The organism is Amycolatopsis sp. cmx-4-83 (assembly GCF_046548815.1).
GTDB classification, from domain to species: Bacteria; Actinomycetota; Actinomycetes; order Mycobacteriales; family Pseudonocardiaceae; genus Amycolatopsis; species Amycolatopsis pretoriensis_A.
Genome location: NZ_JAEBEF010000009.1, coordinates 231,393 through 250,850 on the forward strand (window position 1 = coordinate 231,393; position 19,458 = coordinate 250,850).

The window sequence follows — 19,458 nt, forward strand, 5'->3', positions numbered from 1 at the left end:
GCACATGTCGAACGAGGACAAGCTTCGCGACTACCTGAAGCTGGCCACCGCGGACCTGCGCCAGGCCAAGCAGCGGTTGCGGGACTTCGAGGCGCGGGAAACCGAGCCGATCGCGATCGTCGGCATGGGCTGCCGCTTCCCGGGCGGGATCGAGACGCCGGAAGCGTTGTGGCGGCTGGTGACCGACGGCGAGGACGTCATCGGCGAGCTGCCCGACGGCCGGGACTGGGACCTCGCGTCGCTGTACGACCCGGACCCCTCGCGGCCGGGCACGTTCTCCATGCGCGGCGGCGCTTTCCTGCACGACGCCGACCGGTTCGACGCGGGCTTCTTCGGCATCTCCCCGCGTGAGGCCCTCGCGATGGACCCGCAGCAGCGGCTGCTGCTGGAGACGTCGTGGGAAGCCCTCGAGCGCGGCGGCATCGACCCGCGGACGCTGAAGTCGAGCCGCACCGGCGTGTTCGTCGGGGCCATGCAGCAGAACTACGTGCCGAGCTCGCACAAGGTGCCCGAATCGGTCGAGGGGCACCTGCTGACCGGCACGATCACCAGTGTCGCGTCCGGCCGGATCGCCTACGTCCTCGGCCTGGAGGGCCCCGCGGTCACCGTCGACACCGCGTGCTCGTCCTCGCTCGTGGCCCTGCACTGGGCGGTGCAGGCGCTGCGCCGCGACGAGTGTTCGCTGGCGCTGGCCGGCGGCGTGACCGTGATGGCGACCCCGGGCATCCTCATCGAGCTCAGCCGGCAGCGGGCGCTCTCCCCGGACGGCCGGTGCAAGCCCTTCTCCGCCGACGCCGACGGGTTCGGCGCCGCCGAGGGCGCCGGCATGCTGGTCCTGGAACGGCTTTCCGACGCCCAGCGCAACGGGCACCCGGTGCTCGCGGTCGTGCGCGGCTCGGCGGTCAACTCCGACGGCGCGTCGAACGGGCTCAGCGCGCCGAACGGGCCGTCGCAGGAACGCGTCATCCTCGACGCGCTCGCCAACGCCCGGGTGGCGGCGAGCCAGGTCGACCTGATGGAGGCGCACGGCACCGGCACGCCGCTGGGCGACCCGATCGAAGCGCAGGCGCTGCTGGAGACCTACGGCCGCGGCCGGTCGCCGGAACAGCCGCTGTGGCTGGGTTCGGTGAAGTCGAACATCGGGCACACCCAGGCCGCGGCGGGCGTCGCCGGGGTCATGAAGGCCGTCTTGGCGTTGCAGCACTCGACGTTGCCGAAGTCGCGGCACGCCGGGCGGCCGACGTCCGAAGTGGACTGGTCCGGCGGCACGCTGCGGCTGCTCGCCGACGACGTCGAGTGGCCCGAGCGCGACCACCCGCGCCGGGCGGCGGTGTCGTCGTTCGGCATCAGCGGGACGAACGCGCACGCGATCCTCGAAGCCGCGCCGCCCGCCGAAGTCCCCGGACCGGCTCCGGTGCCGGCGGTCGTCCCGTGGGTCCTTTCGGGACGCACCGCGGAAGCCTTGCGCGCGCAGGCGGCTCGCCTGTCCGATGTGGACGGTTTGGGGCTGCCCGAGGTCGGCCGCTCCTTGGCGGTGACGCGGGCGCGGTTCGAGCACCGGGCCGTCGTCGTCGGGCACGACCGGGACGAACTCCTCCGCGGGCTCGCCGCGGTCGCCGCCGGTGCGCCGGACGACGCCGTGGTCTCCGGAGTGGCCGGGAAGCCGGGCAAGGTCGCGCTGGTCTTCCCCGGCCAGGGTTCCCAGTGGGCCGGGATGGCGCTGGAGCTGGCTTCTTCGGCGCCGGTGTTCGCGGCCCGGCTCGACGAATGCGCGGTGGCGCTGGCGTCCTTTGTGGACTGGTCGTTGCGGGACGTCCTGGCGGACGCGGACGCGCTCGCGCGGGTCGACGTCGTGCAGCCCGCGTTGTGGGCCGTCATGGTTTCGCTGGCGGAGCTGTGGCGGTCGTACGGCGTCGTGCCGGACGCGGTCGTGGGGCACTCGCAGGGTGAGATCGCGGCCGCCGTGGTGTCGGGTGCGCTGTCCCTCGAGGACGGTGCCCGCGTGGTCGCGTTGCGCAGCAAGGCGATCCTGGCGCTGGCCGGGCGCGGTGGCATGGTTTCGGTGGCCGCCCCGCGGGAGACCGTCGAGGCACTGCTGACCGACGGGCTGTCGATCGCGGCGGTGAACGGCCCGGCCGCGGTGGTGGTCTCGGGCGAACCCCGGGCCCTGGACGCGCTGATCGCGGCGTGCGAGGCCGATGGCGTCCGCGCCAAGCGGATCCCGGTGGACTACGCGTCGCACTCCGCGCAGGTGGAAGAGATCCGCGACGAACTCCTGAGCGTGCTCGCCCCGATCACGCCGCGGACCGCCGGGACCGGCTTCTTCTCCACCGTGACCGGCGACTGGGCCGACGGCGCCGAGCTGGACGCCGGGTACTGGTACACCAACCTCCGCGGCACCGTGCTGCTCGACGACGCCGTCCGTGCGCTGACCGAGCGCGGGTTCGGGACGTTCGTCGAGGCGTCGCCGCACCCGGTGCTGACGATGGCCATCGGCGAGACCGCGACCGCGCTGGGCACCTTGCGCCGCGGTGACGGCGGGCTCGCCCGGTTCCAGCTCGCGCTCGGCGAAGCGCACTGCGCCGGCGTCGAGGTCGACTGGACCCCGGCGTTCCCCGGCGCGGGCCGCGTCGACCTGCCCACCTACCCGTTCCAGCGCGAGAGCTTCTGGCTGCACACCGAAGACGGCCACGGCGGCCGGGTCGCCCCGGCCGACGCGCGGTTCTGGGACGTCGTCGACCGCGCCGACCCGGCGGACCTCGCGGGCACCCTCGGCGTCTCCGTCGACACCCCGCTGGACGAGGTCCTCCCCGCGCTGGCCCAGTGGCGGCGGCGCCGGACCATCGAGTCCACTGTGGACGCCTGGCGGTACGGGATCACGTGGAAGCCCGCCGACCTGCCCGCCGCCACGCCGTCCGGGCGCTGGCTCGTCGTGCGCGGCGAAGACGGCTCCGGTCAGGACGTCGTCGACGCGCTCGCGCGCACCGCCGACGTCGAGACCCTCGTGCTCACCGACACCGGCCGGGCCGCGCTGGCCGAGCGCTTCGCCGGGCCGTACGACGGCGTCGTCTCGCTGCTCGCGAGTGACGAACGGCCGCACCCGGAGTTCCCGGCGAGCCCGGCGGGGCTGATCCTGACGCTCGTTCTCGCCCAGGCACTGGGTGACGCCGGGATCGGCGCGCCGCTGTGGGTGCTGACCCGCGGCGCGGTCCGCACCGGTCCCGCCGATGAGCTGCCGGGCATCGAGCAGTCGCCGCTCTGGGGTCTCGGCCGCGTCCTCGCGCTGGAGCACGCCGACCGCTGGGGCGGTCTCGTGGACCTGACCGCGGAGCCGACCGCCGCCGAGCTGGACCAGCTCGGCCGGATCCTCGCCGCGCCCGGCGACGAAGACCAGCTCGCCGTACGGCCCGGCGGCGTCCGGGTCCGGCGGCTGCACACCGCGGGCAAGGGCGAGCAGGCCCGGCCGGCCCGGTGGCGGCCCGAAGGCACGATCCTCGTGACCGGCGGCACGGGCGCGCTCGGCACGCACGTCGCGCGCTGGCTCGCCGGGGAAGGCGCGTCGCACCTGGTGCTGACCGGCCGCCGCGGCCCGGACGCGCCCGGCGCCACCGCGCTGGCCGCCGAGCTGGAAGCCCTCGGCGCCCGCGTCACGCTCGCCCGCTGCGACGTCGCCGACCGCGACGCCCTCGCCGGCCTGCTGGCGGACCTCGACGAGCCGGTCCGCGCGGTTTTCCACGCCGCGGGCACGGTCGAGCTGCTGCCGGTGACCGAGACGACCCTGCCCGGGTTCGCCGAGGTCGTCCGCGCCAAGGTGGCCGGCGCCCGGCACCTCGACGAGCTGCTCGGCGACGACCTCGACGCGTTCGTCCTGTTCTCCTCGATCGCCGGCGTCTGGGGCAGCGGCGACCACGCCGGCTACTCGGCCGCCAACAACTTCCTCGACACCCTCGCCGAGCGGCGCCGGGCCCGGGGCGCGACCGCGACGTCGATCGCCTGGGGCGTCTGGGCCCCGACGGAGATCGAAGGCCAGGGCGGGATGTCCGAAGGCGTCGACACCGGCCAGCTCGCCCGGCGCGGCCTGCCGCTGATGGACCCGGCCACCGCGATCGCGGCCCTGCACGAAACCCTCGGCCACGACGAGACCTTCGCCGTGCTCGCCGACGTCGACTGGGCCCGGTTCCTGCCGGTGTTCACCGCCGGCCGCGCCCGGCCGCTCTTCGACGACCTGCCGCAGGTCAAGCGGCTGAAGGAAACCGCGAAGGCGCCCGCGGCGGAAGCACCGGCGCTGGCCGGGCAGCTCGCCGGGCTCTCCGGCGACGAGGCCGACCGGCTGCTGCTCGAGCTGGTCCGCGCCCAGGCCGCCGCGGTGCTCGGACACGCGAACGGTGCCGCCGTCGAGCCGGACCGGCCGTTCACCGACCTCGGCTTCGACTCGCTGACCGCGCTGGACGTCCGCAACCGGATCGCCGCCGCGACCGGGCTGCGGCTGCCCGCGACGCTCGTCTTCGACCACCCGACGCCGCGGCGGCTCGCCGCGCACCTGCGGGACCAGGTGCTCGGCACGCGCACCGAGGCCGTCACCGCGACCCGGGTCGCGAACGCCGACGACCCGATCGCGATCATCGGCATGGGCTGCCGGTACCCCGGCGGCGTGCAGTCCGCCGACGACCTGTGGACCCTCGTCGCCGAAGGCCGCGACGCCATCTCCGGCTTCCCGACCGACCGCGGCTGGGACCTGGCGAAGCTGTTCGGCGGCGACGCCGACGAGCAGGGCACGTCGAGCGTCCGCCACGGCGGCTTCCTGCACGACGTCGCCGACTTCGACGCCGGCTTCTTCGGCATCTCGCCGCGCGAAGCGCTGGCCATGGACCCGCAGCAGCGGCTGCTGCTGGAGATCTCGTGGGAGGCGATCGAGCACGCCGGGATCGACCCGGCCACGCTGCGCGGCGAGCCCGCAGGCGTCTTCGTCGGCGCCAACTACCAGGACTACCACGCGCGGATGCGCGACATCCCGGACGGCCTCGAAGGGCACCTGCTCACCGGCAGCGTGTCGAGCGTGCTGTCCGGCCGGGTCGCCTACACCCTCGGCCTGGAAGGGCCCGCGCTCACCATCGACGCGGCTTGCTCGTCGTCGCTGGTGGCCTTGCACCTGGCCGCGCAGGCCCTGCGTCGCGGTGAGTGCTCGCTCGCCCTCGCCGGCGGGGTCGCGGTGATGGTGACGCCGGCGTCGCTGACCGCGTTCAGCCGCCAGCGCGGCCTGGCCGCGGACGGGCGCTGCAAGGCGTTCGGCGCCTCCGCCGACGGCATGGGCATGGCCGAGGGCGCGGGCATCCTGCTGGTCGAACGGCTGTCCGACGCGCGGCGCCTCGGCCACCCGGTGCTCGCCGTGCTGAAGGGCAGCGCGCTGAACCAGGACGGCGCGTCGAACGGGCTCAGCGCCCCGAGCGGACCGGCGCAGCAGCGCGTGATCCGCGCGGCGCTGGCCGACGCCGGTCTGTCCACTTCGGACGTCGACCTCGTCGAGGCGCACGGCACCGGAACGGCACTGGGCGACCCGATCGAGGCGCAGGCACTGCTGGCCACCTACGGTCAGGACCGCGAAGAGCCGCTGTGGCTGGGCTCGCTCAAGTCGAACATCGGGCACGCCCAGGCCGCCGCCGGTGTCGCCGGGGTGATCAAGACCGTGCAGGCGCTGCGGCACGGCCTGATGCCGCGGACGCTGCACGCGGAAACGCCGTCGTCCCACGTGGACTGGGAGAGCGGCGCGGTGCGCCTGCTCGACGAGCCGCGGCACTGGGACCCGGCCCGGCCGCGCCGGGCCGCGATCTCGTCGTTCGGCATCTCCGGCACCAACGCCCACGTGATCCTGGAGCAGGGCGACACCGTCGACGTCGAGCTGACGCCCGAGCCGGCGGTCGTGCCGTGGGTGCTGTCCGCGAAGACGCCGGAGGCGCTGCAGGCGCAAGCGATTGCGCTGCAGGGGTGTGCGGCCGAGCACAACCTGGCCGACCTCGCGTTCTCGCTGGCCACCTCCCGGACCGCCTTCCCACACCGCGCGGTCGTCACCGGCGACCGGGACGCGCTGCTGGCCGGGCTTTCCGCGCTGGCGGAGGGGGTTCCGGCGCCGAACGTGGCCACCGGGGCCGCCGGCACCGGCCGGACCGCGCTCGTCTTCCCCGGCCAGGGCTCGCAGTGGGCGGGCATGGCCCTCGAACTGGCCTCGTCGTCGCCGGTGTTCTCGGCCCGGCTCGACGAGTGCGCGGCCGCTCTTTCGTCCTTTGTGGACTGGTCACTGCGGGAGGTCCTGGCCGACGCGGACGCCCTGTCGCGGGTCGACGTCGTCCAGCCCGCGTTGTGGGCCGTGATGGTCTCGCTGGCCGAGCTGTGGCGCTCGTTCGGCGTGGTGCCGGACGCGGTCGTCGGGCACTCGCAGGGCGAGATCGCCGCCGCGGTCGTCTCGGGCGCGCTGTCCCTCGAGGACGGTGCTCGCGTGGTCGCGTTGCGCAGCAGGGCGATCCTGGCGCTGGCCGGGGGCGGCGGCATGGTTTCCGTCGCGGCGCCACTGGCCGCGGTCGAAGCGCGGCTGACCGACGGGGTGTCGATCGCCGCGGTCAACGGCCCGGCCGCCGTCGTCGTCTCCGGTGAGCCCGCCGCCTTGGACGCGCTGATCGCCGCGTGCGAGGCGGACGGCGTGCGTGCCAAGCGGATCCCCGTCGACTACGCGTCCCACTCGGCGCAGGTCGAGCAGCTGCGGGGCGAACTCCTCGACGTGCTGGCCCCGATCCGGCCGCGCACCGGCGACATCGCGTTCTTCTCGACCGTCACCGGCGCCTGGATCGACGGCGCCGAGCTGAACGCCGAGTACTGGTACACGAACCTCCGCGAGACCGTGCGGCTCGACGTCGCCGTCAGCACGCTCGCCGCGGAAGGGTTCGGCACGTTCGTCGAATCCTCGCCGCACCCGGTGCTGACGATGGCGATCGGCGAGGCCGACGGCGTCGAGGCGCTCGGTTCGCTGCGCCGCGACGACGGCGGGTACGAGCGGTTCCTGCGGTCGCTCGGCGAGGCCCACGTGCGCGGGCTCGTCGTGGACTGGACGCCCGCGTTCCCCGGCGCCCACCGCGTCGACCTGCCCACCTACGCCTTCCAGCGCCGCCGCTACTGGCTCGACGCGGGTGTCGCCCCGCAGCCGGCCGCCGACCCGGTGGACGCCGCGTTCTGGGCCGCCGTCGACGGCCTCGACCTCGACGCGGTCGCCGGCACGCTCGACGTGGGCCCGGCCAGCACCCTGGCCGAAGTCCTGCCCGCCCTGACCCGCTGGCGTGAGCGCGCCCGCGCCGCGTCCGAAGTGGACTCGTGGCGCTACCGCGTCGAGTGGAAGCCCGTCGCCACGCCGTCCGCGCCGGAACTGTCCGGACGCTGGCTGGTCGTCGTCCCGGAGGGCCACGACGACGCCGGTGTCCCGGCCGCCCTCGCCGCGCACGGTGCCGAGCCCGTCGTGGTCTCGGAGTTCACCGGCGCGGAGGGCTGCGCCGGGGTCGTGTCGCTGCTCGCGCTCGACGAAACCCCGTCGCCGGAGGCGGACTTCCTGCCCGCCGGCGCCACCGCGAACCTCGCGCTGGCCCAGGCCATGGCCGACGGCGAGACGCCGTTGTGGCTGCTGACCCGCGGTGGGCTCGACCGCCGTCCGGCGCAGGCCATGACGTGGGGCCTGGGCCGCGTGATCGGCCTGGAACTGCCCGCGATCTGGGGCGGCCTGCTCGACCTGCCCGCCGAACCGGACGCCGCGACCGCGGGCCTGCTCGCTGCCGCACTGTCCGGTGTGGACGATGAGGACCAGGTCGCGGTCCGCGAGTCCGGGCTGCTGGCCCGGCGCCTGGTCCGCGCTCCCTTCACCCCGCCGGCCGAGCGCTGGAAGCCGCGCGGCACGGTCCTGATCACCGGCGGCACCGGCGCGCTGGGCGCGCAAGTGGCCCGCCGCCTCGCCACCGACGGTGCCGAGCACCTGGTGCTCACGAGCCGCCGCGGTCCGGCCGCGCCGGGTGCGGCCGACCTCGAAGCCGAACTGACCGCGCTCGGGACGCGGGTGACGATCGCCGCGTGCGACGTCGCCGACCGCGAGTCGCTCGCCGCGTTGCTGGCGGACCTCGGCGAGCCGGTGCGCGCGGTCGTGCACGCCGCCGGGCTGCCGCAGGCCACGCCGGTGCGCGAGACCACCGCGGCCGAGTTCGCCGACGTCGTCGGCGGCAAGGTCGCGGGCGCCCGGAACCTGGACGAGCTGCTCGGCGACGACGTCGACGCCTTCGTGCTTTTCTCCTCGAACGCCGGTGTCTGGGGCTCCGGCGGCCAGGGAGCGTACGGCGCGGGCAACGCCTACCTCGACGCCCTCGCCGAGCAGCGCCGCGCCCGCGGGGCCGCCGCGACCTCGGTGGCCTGGGGTTTCTGGGGCGGCGGGGGCATGGCGGGCGACGTCGAGCTGGAAGAGCAGCTGCGCCGCCGCGGGCTCCGCGAGATGGCACCGGAAGCCGCGGTGGAGGCGCTCTGCCAGGCCCTCGACGCGCGGGAGGTCTTCCTCGCCGTGGCCGACGTCGACTGGGCGCGGTTCGCGCCCGGCTTCACGCTTTCGCGGCGGCGCCCGCTGATCGAAGACATCCCCGAGGTCCGGGCGCTGCTCGAGGCGTCCGACGAGCCGGAGACCGAGCGTCCGGCGCTGGCCCGCCGGGTCGCCGAACTCGGCGAAGCCGAAGCCCGCCGGCTGCTGCTGGACCTCGTCCGCGCCCAGGCCGCGTCGGTCCTCGGACACGACTCGGCAACAGCGGTTCCGGCCGGGCGCGCGTTCCGCGAGCTGGGCTTCGACTCGCTGACCGCGGTCGAGGTCCGCAACCGGATCAACGCGGCGACCGGGCTGACGTTGCCGGCGACGCTGGTGTTCGACCACCCCACGCCGGCCGCGCTAGCCGACGAGCTGCGGCGGTTGTTGCTGGGCCGCAACGAGACCGCGGTGGTCACGTCGGCCGCCGCGACCGACGAGCCGATCGCGATCGTCGCGATGGGCTGCCGCTTCCCCGGCGGCGTCCGCTCGCCGGAAGACCTCTGGCGCCTGGTCACCAACGGCGTCGACGCGCTGACGGCGTTCCCGGCCGACCGCGGCTGGGACCTCACTTCCTTCGGTGACGCGGACTTCGCCGAAGTCGGCGGGTTCGTGGCCGGCGCGGCGGAGTTCGACGCGGGCTTCTTCGGCATCTCGCCGCGTGAGGCGCTGGCGATGGACCCGCAGCAGCGCGTGCTGCTGGAAACGGCGTGGGAGGTGTTCGAGCGCGCGGGCGTCGACCCGGCTTCGCTGCGCGGCAGCGCGACCGGCGTGTTCGTCGGCGCCAGCAGCTCGGGCTACGGCTCGAACCTCGAACAGGGACCGTCCGGTTCGGAGGGTTACCTGCTCACCGGCGAGGCCCCCAGCGTGATGTCCGGGCGGCTGTCGTACACGTTCGGGCTGGAGGGCCCGGCCGTCACGGTGGACACCGCGTGCTCGTCGGCGCTGGTCGCGATGCACCTGGCGAGCCAGGCGCTGCGGCAAGGTGAGTGCTCGCTGGCACTGGCCGGCGGCGTGGCGATCATGGCCAAGCCGATGGCGTTCCTGGAGTTCGCCCGCCAGCGCGGCCTCGCCGCGGACGGCCGCTGCAAGCCCTTCGCCGACGCGGCCGACGGTACCGGCTGGGGCGAAGGCGTCGGCCTGATCCTGCTGGAGCGCCTTTCGGACGCCGAGCGCAACGGCCACCAGGTCCTCGCGGTGGTCCGCGGTTCGGCGGTCAACCAGGACGGCGCGTCCAACGGCCTGAGCGCCCCGAACGGCCCGTCACAGCAGCGGGTCATCCGCGCCGCACTCGCCAACGCTGGTCTGTCCACTTCGGACGTCGACGCGGTCGAAGCCCACGGCACGGGCACCCGCCTCGGCGACCCGATCGAGGCCCAGGCCCTCCTGGCCACGTACGGCCAGAACCGCGAAGAGCCCCTGTGGCTCGGCTCGGTCAAGTCCAACCTCGGGCACACGCAGGCGGCGGCCGGCATGGCGGGCGTCATCAAGACGGTCGAGGCCCTGCGCCACGGCGTCCTGCCGCGAACCCTGCACGTGGACACCCCCTCGTCCCAGGTGGACTGGACGACCGGGTCCGTCGAGCTCCTCACCGAACCCCGCGAGTGGCCGGAGCGAGATCGTCCCCGCCGGGCGGCGGTCTCGGCGTTCGGCGTGAGCGGCACGAACGTCCACACCATCCTCGAACAGGCCCCCGCCGGTCAGCCGCACCCCGAGCCGGAACCCACGGACGCGTTGCTGCCCCAGGTGTTCTCCGCCCACGAAGCGGCCGCCCTGGACACCCTCATCAGCCACCTCCCGGACGCGAACCCGGTCGACCTGGGCTTCTCCCTGGCCACCACCCGAGCCCGCCTCGAGCACCGCGCCGTGCGCCTGGGCGAGGACATCATCACCGGCACGTCCGACCCGGACGCCCTGCTGGCGGTGCTGTTCACCGGCCAGGGCGCCCAGCGAGCCGGCATGGGCCAGGGCCTCTACGCCCGCTTCCCGGCCTACGCCGCCGCCTTCGACGCCGTGCTCGCCCACTTCGACCCCCCACTCCGCGAGGCCTTCGACGACGCTGAGCTGCTCAACCGCACGGAGTTCACCCAGCCGGCGTTGTTCGCCGTCGAGGTCGCCCTCTACCGCCTGGTCGAGTCCCTCGGCATCCGCCCGGACTTCGTGGCGGGTCACTCGATCGGCGAAATCTCGGCCGCCCACGTGGCCGGTGTCCTGTCCCTCGAGGACGCCTGCCGCCTGGTCTCGGCGCGCGCCTCGCTGATGCAGGCTCTCCCGCCGGGCGGCGCGATGGTCTCGATCGCGGCCCCCGAGTCCGAGATCGCGCTGACCGGCGGCGTCTCCATCGCCGCGGTCAACACCCCCGAGTCGGTGGTCATCTCCGGCGAGGAAGCCGCGGTCCTGGACATCGCCGCGGAATTCGCCGCGCGGGGCGTCAAGACTAAGCGCCTCACGGTGAGTCACGCGTTCCACTCACCGCTCATGGACCCGATGCTGGAGGAGTTCCGCGCGGTCGCCGAGTCCCTCACGTACCACCCCGCGGCGATACCGGTGATCTCGAATGTGAGCGGTGCTCTCGCTGAGCCGTTCACCGCGGACTACTGGGTTCGCCACGTCCGGGAGGCGGTCCGCTTCGCCGACGGCGTCGCCACCCTCAAGTCCGAGGGCGCCCGAATCTTCCTGGAGCTGGGCCCGGACGGGGTGCTCAGCGCGATGGTCGAGGGAACCGCGATCAGTGCTCTGCGACGAGAGCGGGATGACGAGAGAGCACTGCTCACAGCGTTGAGCACTGTTCACGTCCACGGCGTGGACGTCGACTGGGCCGCGTTCTTCCCCGGCGGCCGCCGCATCGACCTCCCGACCTACCCGTTCCAGCGCGAGCGCTACTGGCCGCGCGCCGGAGCGGCCCGGGGCGACCTCGGCGCCGTCGGCGTGGGCGCGCTCGAACACCCGCTGCTCGGCGCCGCCGTCGACCTCGCCGGCGACGAAGGCACCGTCCTCAGTGGACGCCTCTCGCTGGAAACCCACCCGTGGCTGGCCGGGCACGCGCTGTCCGGGACCGTCCTGGTTCCCGGCACCGCCCTGCTCGAACTCGTGGTCCAGGCCGGCGACCAGGTCGGCTGCGACGTCGTCGACGAGCTGACCTTCGCCGCGCCCCTGGTGCTGCCCGCCCGCGGCGCGGTCACCGTCCAGGTCTCGGCCGGTCCAGCGGACTCCGCCGGCCGCCGCCCGATCGCCGTCCACTCCCGGCACGCCGACGCCGACTGGACCCAGCACGCCACCGGCAGCGTCAGCCAAGCTGCACTTTCACGTGAAAGTGCCGTTGAATGGCCGCCCGCGGGGGCCGAGCCGGTCGACACCACCGGGCTCTACGCGCGGCTCGCCGCGATGGGCTTCGTCTACGGCGAGGCCTTCGGCGGCCTCACCCGCGTCTGGCGCGACGGCACCGACGTGTACGCCGAAGTCGCACTGCCGGAACCGTTCGACGCCACCGGGTTCGCGATCCACCCGGCCCTCCTCGACGCCGCCCTGCACCCGCTCGGCCTCGGCATCGTCACCCCCGACGACGGCGCGGCCCGGATCCCGTTCTCCTTCACCCGCGTCGCGGTGCACGCCACCGGCGCCACCGAGCTGCGGGTCCGGCTGAGCCCGGCGGGGGAGAACGCCGTCGCGCTCACCGCGTGGGACACCACCGGCGCGCCCGTGGTGACCGTCGGATCGCTGCTGCTGCGCCCGGTCGCGCCCGCCGCGGCCGCCGTCCCCGACACGCTCTTCGAGCAGGCCTGGACCGAGGTCACCGCCGACCCCGGCGCCGCCCGCGAGGAACTCGTGTTCGCCCGGGTGACCGGCGACGACGTCCACGAAACCGCCGCCTGGGTCCTGGAGAAGCTGCAGACCTGGCTCGCCGAAGAGCAGGCCGGCAAACTCGTCGTCGTCACCCGCGGCGCGGCCGACGGCGCCCTCGCCGCGGCGGCCGCCGCCGGGCTGGTGCGGTCCGCGCAGTCGGAGCACCCCGGCCGGTTCCTCCTCGTCGACGTCGACGACGACCCGCGCTCCGAAGCACTCCTGTCCACTGTGGACGCGTTCGGCGAACCGCAGCTGACGCTCAGGGAAGGCATCGCGACCGCGCCGCGGCTGGTCCGCGCGACCGGGATGCCGCTGACACCGACCGGCGACTCCTGGCAGCTCGTCACCACCGGCGGCGGCACCACCGACAGCCTGATACTGGCCGAAGCGACCGAAGCGCCGCTCGACCCGCGAGACGTCCGGATCGAGGTCCGCGCGGGCGGCCTCAACTTCCGCGACGTGCTCATCTCCCTCGGCATGTACCCGGACCCCACGGCCCGCCTCGGCTCCGAAGCGGCGGGTGTGGTGGTCGAGATCGGCACCGACGTCCGTGACCTCGCCGTCGGCGACCGCGTCTTCGGCCTCGTCGATGACGCCTTCGCGCCGCGGGCCACGGCCGACGCGCGCCGCCTGGCCCCGATCCCGGCCGGGTGGACGTTCGCCGAGGCGGCCACCGTCCCGGTCGCGTTCGTCACCGCCTACTACGGCCTGTTCGACCTCGGTGGCCTCGAAGCGGGCCAGTCGGTGCTCGTGCACGCGGCCGCCGGCGGCGTCGGCATGGCCGCGGTGCAGCTCGCGCGCTGGAAGGGCGCCGAGGTGTTCGCGACGGCGAGCGAGGGCAAGCACGCCGCGCTGCGCGAACTCGGCCTCGACGACGCCCACCTGGCCAGCTCCCGCACCCTGGACTTCCGCGAGAAGTTCGGCCGTGTCGACGTCGTCCTGAACTCGCTGACCGGCGCGTTCACCGACGCCTCGCTGGAGCTGCTCAAGCCCGGCGGGCAGTTCGTCGAGCTGGGCAAGACCGACGTCCGCGAAGGCCCGGGTTACCACACCTTCGACCTCGGCGACCCCGGCGCGGACCGGATCGCCGCCATCTTCGCCGACCTGCTGGCCGCGTTCGGCCGCGGCGACTTGACGCCGTTGCCGGTGCGCGCCTGGGACCTCGGCCGCGCCGCCGACGCGTTCCGGTTCGTCAGCCAGGCCAAGCACATCGGCAAGAACGTCCTCACCCTGCCGCCTCGCGAACCCGCCGGCACCGTCCTCGTCACCGGCGGCACCGGCACGCTCGGCGCGGCGGTGGCCCGGCACCTCGCCCGCCGCCCCGGCGTGCGGCGGCTGGTGCTCGTCGGCAGGCGGGGCCTGGACGCACCCGGCGCCGCCGGGCTCGTCGACGAACTGACCGCGCTCGGCGTCGAGGTGGTCGTGGCCGCCGGCGACGTGGCCGAGCCCGGTTTCGTGGCGGACGTGCTGCGGGCGATCCCCGCCGGGCAGCCGCTGATCGGGGTGGTGCACGCGGCCGGCGTACTGGACGACGGCGTGCTCGAAGCGCAGACACCGGCACGGGTTTCCGCCGTGCTCCGCGCCAAAGTGGATGGTGCGGAGGCGCTCGACAGGCTTACCCGGGACCACGACCTGGCCTGGTTCGTCCTGTTCTCCTCGGTCGCCGGGATCGTCGGCGCGGCGGGGCAAAGCGGCTACGCGGCGGCGAACAGCGCCCTCGACGCGCTGGCCGCGCGACGGCGTTCCCGCGGCCTGCCCGCGGTTTCGCTCGCGTGGGGCCAGTGGGACCTGTCCAGCGCGATGACCGGCAAGCTGGGCGAGCGCGACCGCGGCCGCATCGAACGCGCCGGCATCCGGCCGCTGTCCACAGAGGACGCACTCGCCGCGATGGACGCCGCCATCGGGCTCGGCCGCCCGGTCGCCGTGCCGATGCGCGTCGACCTCGCCGCCCTGCGCGCCGCCGAAGACCTCGCCCCGCTGTGGCGCGGGCTCGTGCGCACGCCGGTCCGCCGCAGCGCGCGGACCGCCGTCACCGACGACGGCTGGGCCGCCCAGCTCGCCGGCCTCGGTGCCGGGGAGGCGCGCGAAAAACTGCTGGACCTCGTCCGCAAGCACGTCGCCGCGGTGCTGGGGCACGCGAGTCCCGACGCGATCGACGCCGCGAAAGCTTTCAAGGACAGCGGTTTCGACTCGCTGACCGCGGTCGAGCTGCGCAACCGGCTCGCCACCGCGACCGGCCGCACGCTGCCCGCGACGCTCGTCTTCGACTACCCGAACCCCGAGGTGCTGGCCGGCTTCCTGCACGGCGAACTGGCCGGCGCGGCCCCCGCGGCGGCCCCGGCCGTCCCGACCCGGAACCGCACGGACGACCCGATCGCCATCGTGGCGATGAGCTGCCGCTTCCCCGGCGACGTCGATTCGGCAGACGCCCTGTGGCGCCTGGTCGCCGAGGGCCGCGACGCGATCGGCGGCTTCCCGGCCGACCGCGGCTGGCCGGTCGACGAGCTGTACCACCCGGACCCGGCGCACCCGGGCACGTTCTACGCCTCCGGCGGCGGCTTCCTGCCCGGCGCCGCGCAATTCGACGCGGGCTTCTTCGGAATCTCGCCGCGTGAAGCCCTCGCCATGGACCCGCAGCAGCGGTTGCTCCTGGAAGTTTCGTGGGAGGCGTTCGAACGAGCGGGAATCGAGCCGGGCACGTTGCGCGGCAGCAACACCGGCGTGTTCGTCGGCGCGGCCCACTCGGGCTACGCCGCCGGTTCGACGTCCGCCGCGGAAGGCGTCGAAGGGCACCTGATGACCGGCAACGCGGGCAGCGTGCTGTCCGGCCGGGTCGCCTACCACCTGGGCCTGGAGGGCTCGGCGGTCACGGTGGACACCGCGTGCTCGTCGTCGCTGGTGGCGCTGCACCTGGCCGGCCAGGCCCTCCGCCAAGGTGAGTGCGACCTCGCACTGGCCGGCGGCGTCGCGATCCTCGGCACGCCGGACATCTTCGTGGAGTTCAGCCGCCAGCGCGGCCTCTCCCCGGACGGCCGCTGCAAGGCCTTCTCGGACGACGCCGACGGCACGGGCTGGAGCGAAGGCGCGGGCATGGTCGTGCTGGAGCGCCTGTCCGACGCCCGCCGCAACGGCCACGAGGTCCTCGCCATCCTGCGCGGTTCGGCGGTCAACTCCGACGGCGCTTCGAACGGCCTGACCGCACCGAACGGTCCCTCGCAGCAACGCGTGATCCGAGCCGCACTGGCGAGCGCAGGTCTGTCCACTTCGGACGTCGACGCGGTCGAAGCCCACGGCACCGGCACAACCCTCGGCGACCCGATCGAGGCCCAGGCGGTACTGGCGACCTACGGCCAGGACCGCGACGAACCGCTGTGGCTGGGCTCCTTGAAGTCCAACCTGGGCCACACCCAGTCGGCGGCGGGCGTGGCCGGCGTGATCAAGATGGTCATGGCCATGCGCCACGGCGTGCTCCCGAAGACGCTGCACGTGGCTGCGCCTTCGTCCCGGGTGGACTGGGAGGCCGGAGCGGTCGAGCTGCTCACGGAGCAGCGTGCATGGCCCGCGACCGGACGCCCGCGCCGGGCCGGGATCTCGGCGTTCGGCATCTCGGGCACCAACGCGCACGCGATCCTGGAACTGCCCGCCGAACCGGCTCCGCCGGCGGCCGCGGTGCCGGAGCCGCCGGTGGTGGCGTGGGCACTGTCGGCCAAGAGCGAACCGGCGTTGCGCGCCCAGGCCCGCAAGCTGGCGGCCGCCGTCGCGGATACTTCCCCGGTGGCGGGTGCGCTGCCCGGCCGCGAGCCGGCGGACCCTTCCCCCGCGGCGATCGCGGGCGCCCTGCTCGCCCGCACCCGCTTCGAGGACCGCGCGGTCGTGCTCGGCGGCAGCCGCGACGAACTGGTCTCCGGCCTGCACGCGCTGGCCGCCGGGGAACCCGCACCGGGGCTGGTCCGCGGCACGGCGTCGGCCGGCAAGCTCGCGGTGCTGTTCACCGGCCAGGGTGCGCAGCGAGCCGGCATGGGCCGCGAGCTGTACGACCGCTACCCGGTCTACGCGGCGGCGTTCGACACGATCTGCGCCGAGTTCACCGTGCCGGTCCGCGACGTCGTCTTCGGCGACGCCCCGGGCCTGGACGAGACCGGCTTCACCCAGCCCGCGCTGTTCGCCGTCGAGGTCGCGCTCTACCGGCTCTTCGAGTCGTGGGGCGTCCGGCCGGCGTTCGTCGCCGGGCACTCGATCGGCGAGCTGGCCGCGGCGCACGTCGCCGGCGTGTTCTCCCTCGAAGACGCGTGCTTGCTCGTCTCGGCGCGCGCCGCGCTGATGCAGGCCCTGCCGAAGGGCGGTGCGATGGTGTCGATCGCCGCACCGGAAGCCGACGTGCTGCCGCTGCTGAGCGACCGGGTTTCGATCGCGGCGATCAACGGCCCGGCGTCCGTCGTCATCTCCGGCGACGAGCCCGAAGTCCTCGCTGTGGCCGCGCAATTCGCGGACCGCGGCGTCCGGACCAAGCGCCTCAGCGTCAGCCACGCCTTCCACTCACCGCACCTCGACCCGATGCTCGACGAGTTCCGCGCGGCCGCCGACAAGGTCACCTACCACCCGGCGGAGATACCGGTGATCTCGAATGTGAGCGGTGCTCTCGCCGAGCCGTTCACCGCGGACTACTGGGTGGACCACGTGCGGCAGGCCGTCCGGTTCGCGGACGGCGTCGCGACGCTCGAAGCCCGGGGCGCCCGCTTCTTCCTGGAGCTGGGCCCGGACGGCGTGCTCAGCTCGATGGCCCGCGACAACGTGTCCGAGAACGTCGTGGTGGTCCCGTCGCTGCGGCGCGACCGCCCGGACGGAACGGCGGCGCTGACCGCGCTGTCGACGCTGTTCGCGAACGGCGCGCCCGCGGACCTCTCGGCGGTCTTCGGCCCCGCCGGGCGCGTGGCCTTGCCGACCTACGCCTTCCAGCACGAGCACTACTGGCTCGAGCCGGCCACCCCGGCCCCCGCGGCGGACACGGCGTTCTGGTCGGCGGTCGAACGCGAGGACGTCGGCGAACTGGCCGGCGCACTGGCGATCGACGAGGCCCAGCGCGCATCCCTGACCGCGCTGCTGCCGGCGTTGTCGACTTGGCGACGTCAGCGCGACGAAGAGTCCGTCGTGGACTCCTGGCGCTACCGGGTCACCTGGGAACCGGCCCGCGAGACCGGCGCGCGGCCGGCGGGCACCTGGCTGCTGGCCGTCCCGGCCACGGAAACCACGCTCGGCGACCGGATCGCGGCAGCACTCACCGCGAACGGCGTCGCGCTGACCCGGCTCGACGACCCGGCCCCCGAGGCCCTGGCGGAAGCCGCCGCGACGGCGGACGCCGTTCTGTCGCTGCTCGCGTTGACCCCGGGAGCCGGCACCGTCCCGGCCGGGGTGGCGGCAACACTCGCCCTCCTCCGCGCCGCCCCCGGCACTCCCGTGTGGACAGTCACCCGCGGTGCCGTCACGACCGGCGCCACCGACGACGCCCCCGACGCCGTCCAAGCCCAGGTCTGGGGCCTCGGCCGCACCGCCGCCCTCGACCGGCCAGCCGGCTGGGGCGGCCTCGTCGACCTGCCCGCGAACTTCACCCCCCGAACCGGAGAACTCCTCGCCCAAGCACTGGCCGACCCGGCCGAAGACCAGGTCGCCGTAAGGGAAACCGGCCGGCTCGCCCGGCGACTCACCCCGGTCACCGGCGCCGCCACCGCACGCCCGTGGCAGCCCCGCGGCACCGTGCTGGTCACCGGCGGCACCGGCGCGCTGGGCGCCCACGTCGCCCGCTGGCTGGCCACCGCCGGAGCAGAACGGATCGTCCTCACCAGCCGCCGCGGCCGCCAGGCGCCCGGCGCGGAAGACCTCCTGACCGAGCTGACCGCCCTGGGTGCCAAGGCCACGATCGCAGCCTGCGACGTAGCCGACCGAACCGCGCTGGCCGAGGTCCTCGACGACATCGGCGAAGACCTCACGGCAGTCGTCCACGCGGCCGGCACCGGGGGAGCGACCCCACTCGACGACGCCGACCTCGCGCCGTTCGCGGACATCCTGGCCGCGAAGGTGGCCGGCGCCGAAAACCTCGACGCCCTCCTCGGCGACACCGAGCTGGACGCCTTCGTCCTGTTCTCGTCGATCGCCGGGATCTGGGGCAGTGGCGGCCAGTCCGCCTACGCCGCCGCCAACGCCCACCTCGACGCCCTCGCGCGACGCCGCCGGGCCGGGGGCCGGACCGCGACCGCGCTCGCCTGGGGCCCGTGGGCCGACGGTGGCATGGCGGCCGACCACGACGCCGAGGACTACCTGCGCCGCCGCGGCCTGCGGACCCTGCGCCCCGCCCTCGCCGTCCGCGCGCTCGCCGGTGCGGTCGGGCGCGACGAAACGACGCTGACCCTGGCCGACGTCGACTGGGAGCGGTTCGTCCCCGCGTTCACCTCGGCGCGGCCGAGCGCGTTGCTGCTCGGCGTGCCGGAAGCGCGGCGCGCGGGGGAGACCGAGCCGGTGGCCGACAGCGACTTGCGAAACGAGCTGGCCGAGCTGGACCCGGCGGAGGCCGAGCGGACGCTGCTGGGCTTGGTCCGCACCGAGGCGGCGGTCGCGCTGGGGCACCGCGGTGCCGACGCCGTCCCCGCGGCCCGGCCGTTCACCGAGCTGGGCTTCGACTCCCTGACCTCGGTCGAGTTCCGCAACCGCCTGGCGGCCGCGGCCGGCGTGGCCCTGCCCGCGACGGTCGTCTTCGACCACCCGACCCCGGCGGCACTCGCCGCGCACCTCCTCGAGGTCCTGCGGCCCGGCGCCGCGGCCGACCCCGAGGAAGCCCGGATCCGGGCGGCGCTGGCCACCGTGCCGCTGGCGAAGTTCCGCGACGCCGGCCTGATGTCGGCGCTGCTGGAGCTGGCCGGCCTCGAAGACGCCACCGACGCCGGCGACGACCTGGACGAACTGGACGCCGAAGCGCTGGTGCGGCTGGCGCTCGACGGTACCGATTCCCGATGACCCACCCCTGGAGCTGAAAC

At 74.8% G+C, this 19,458-nt stretch carries 1 protein-coding gene; it reads left to right on the forward strand.

The features are described from left to right. Positions 1–4 precede the first annotated feature (4 nt). The gene (locus ACLJQM_RS28490) at positions 5–19,438 is read left to right on the forward strand and encodes a type I polyketide synthase (RefSeq protein ID WP_410633427.1); all 19,434 of its coding nucleotides are present in this window, start codon (positions 5–7) and stop codon (positions 19,436–19,438) included. Positions 19,439–19,458 lie beyond the last annotated feature (20 nt).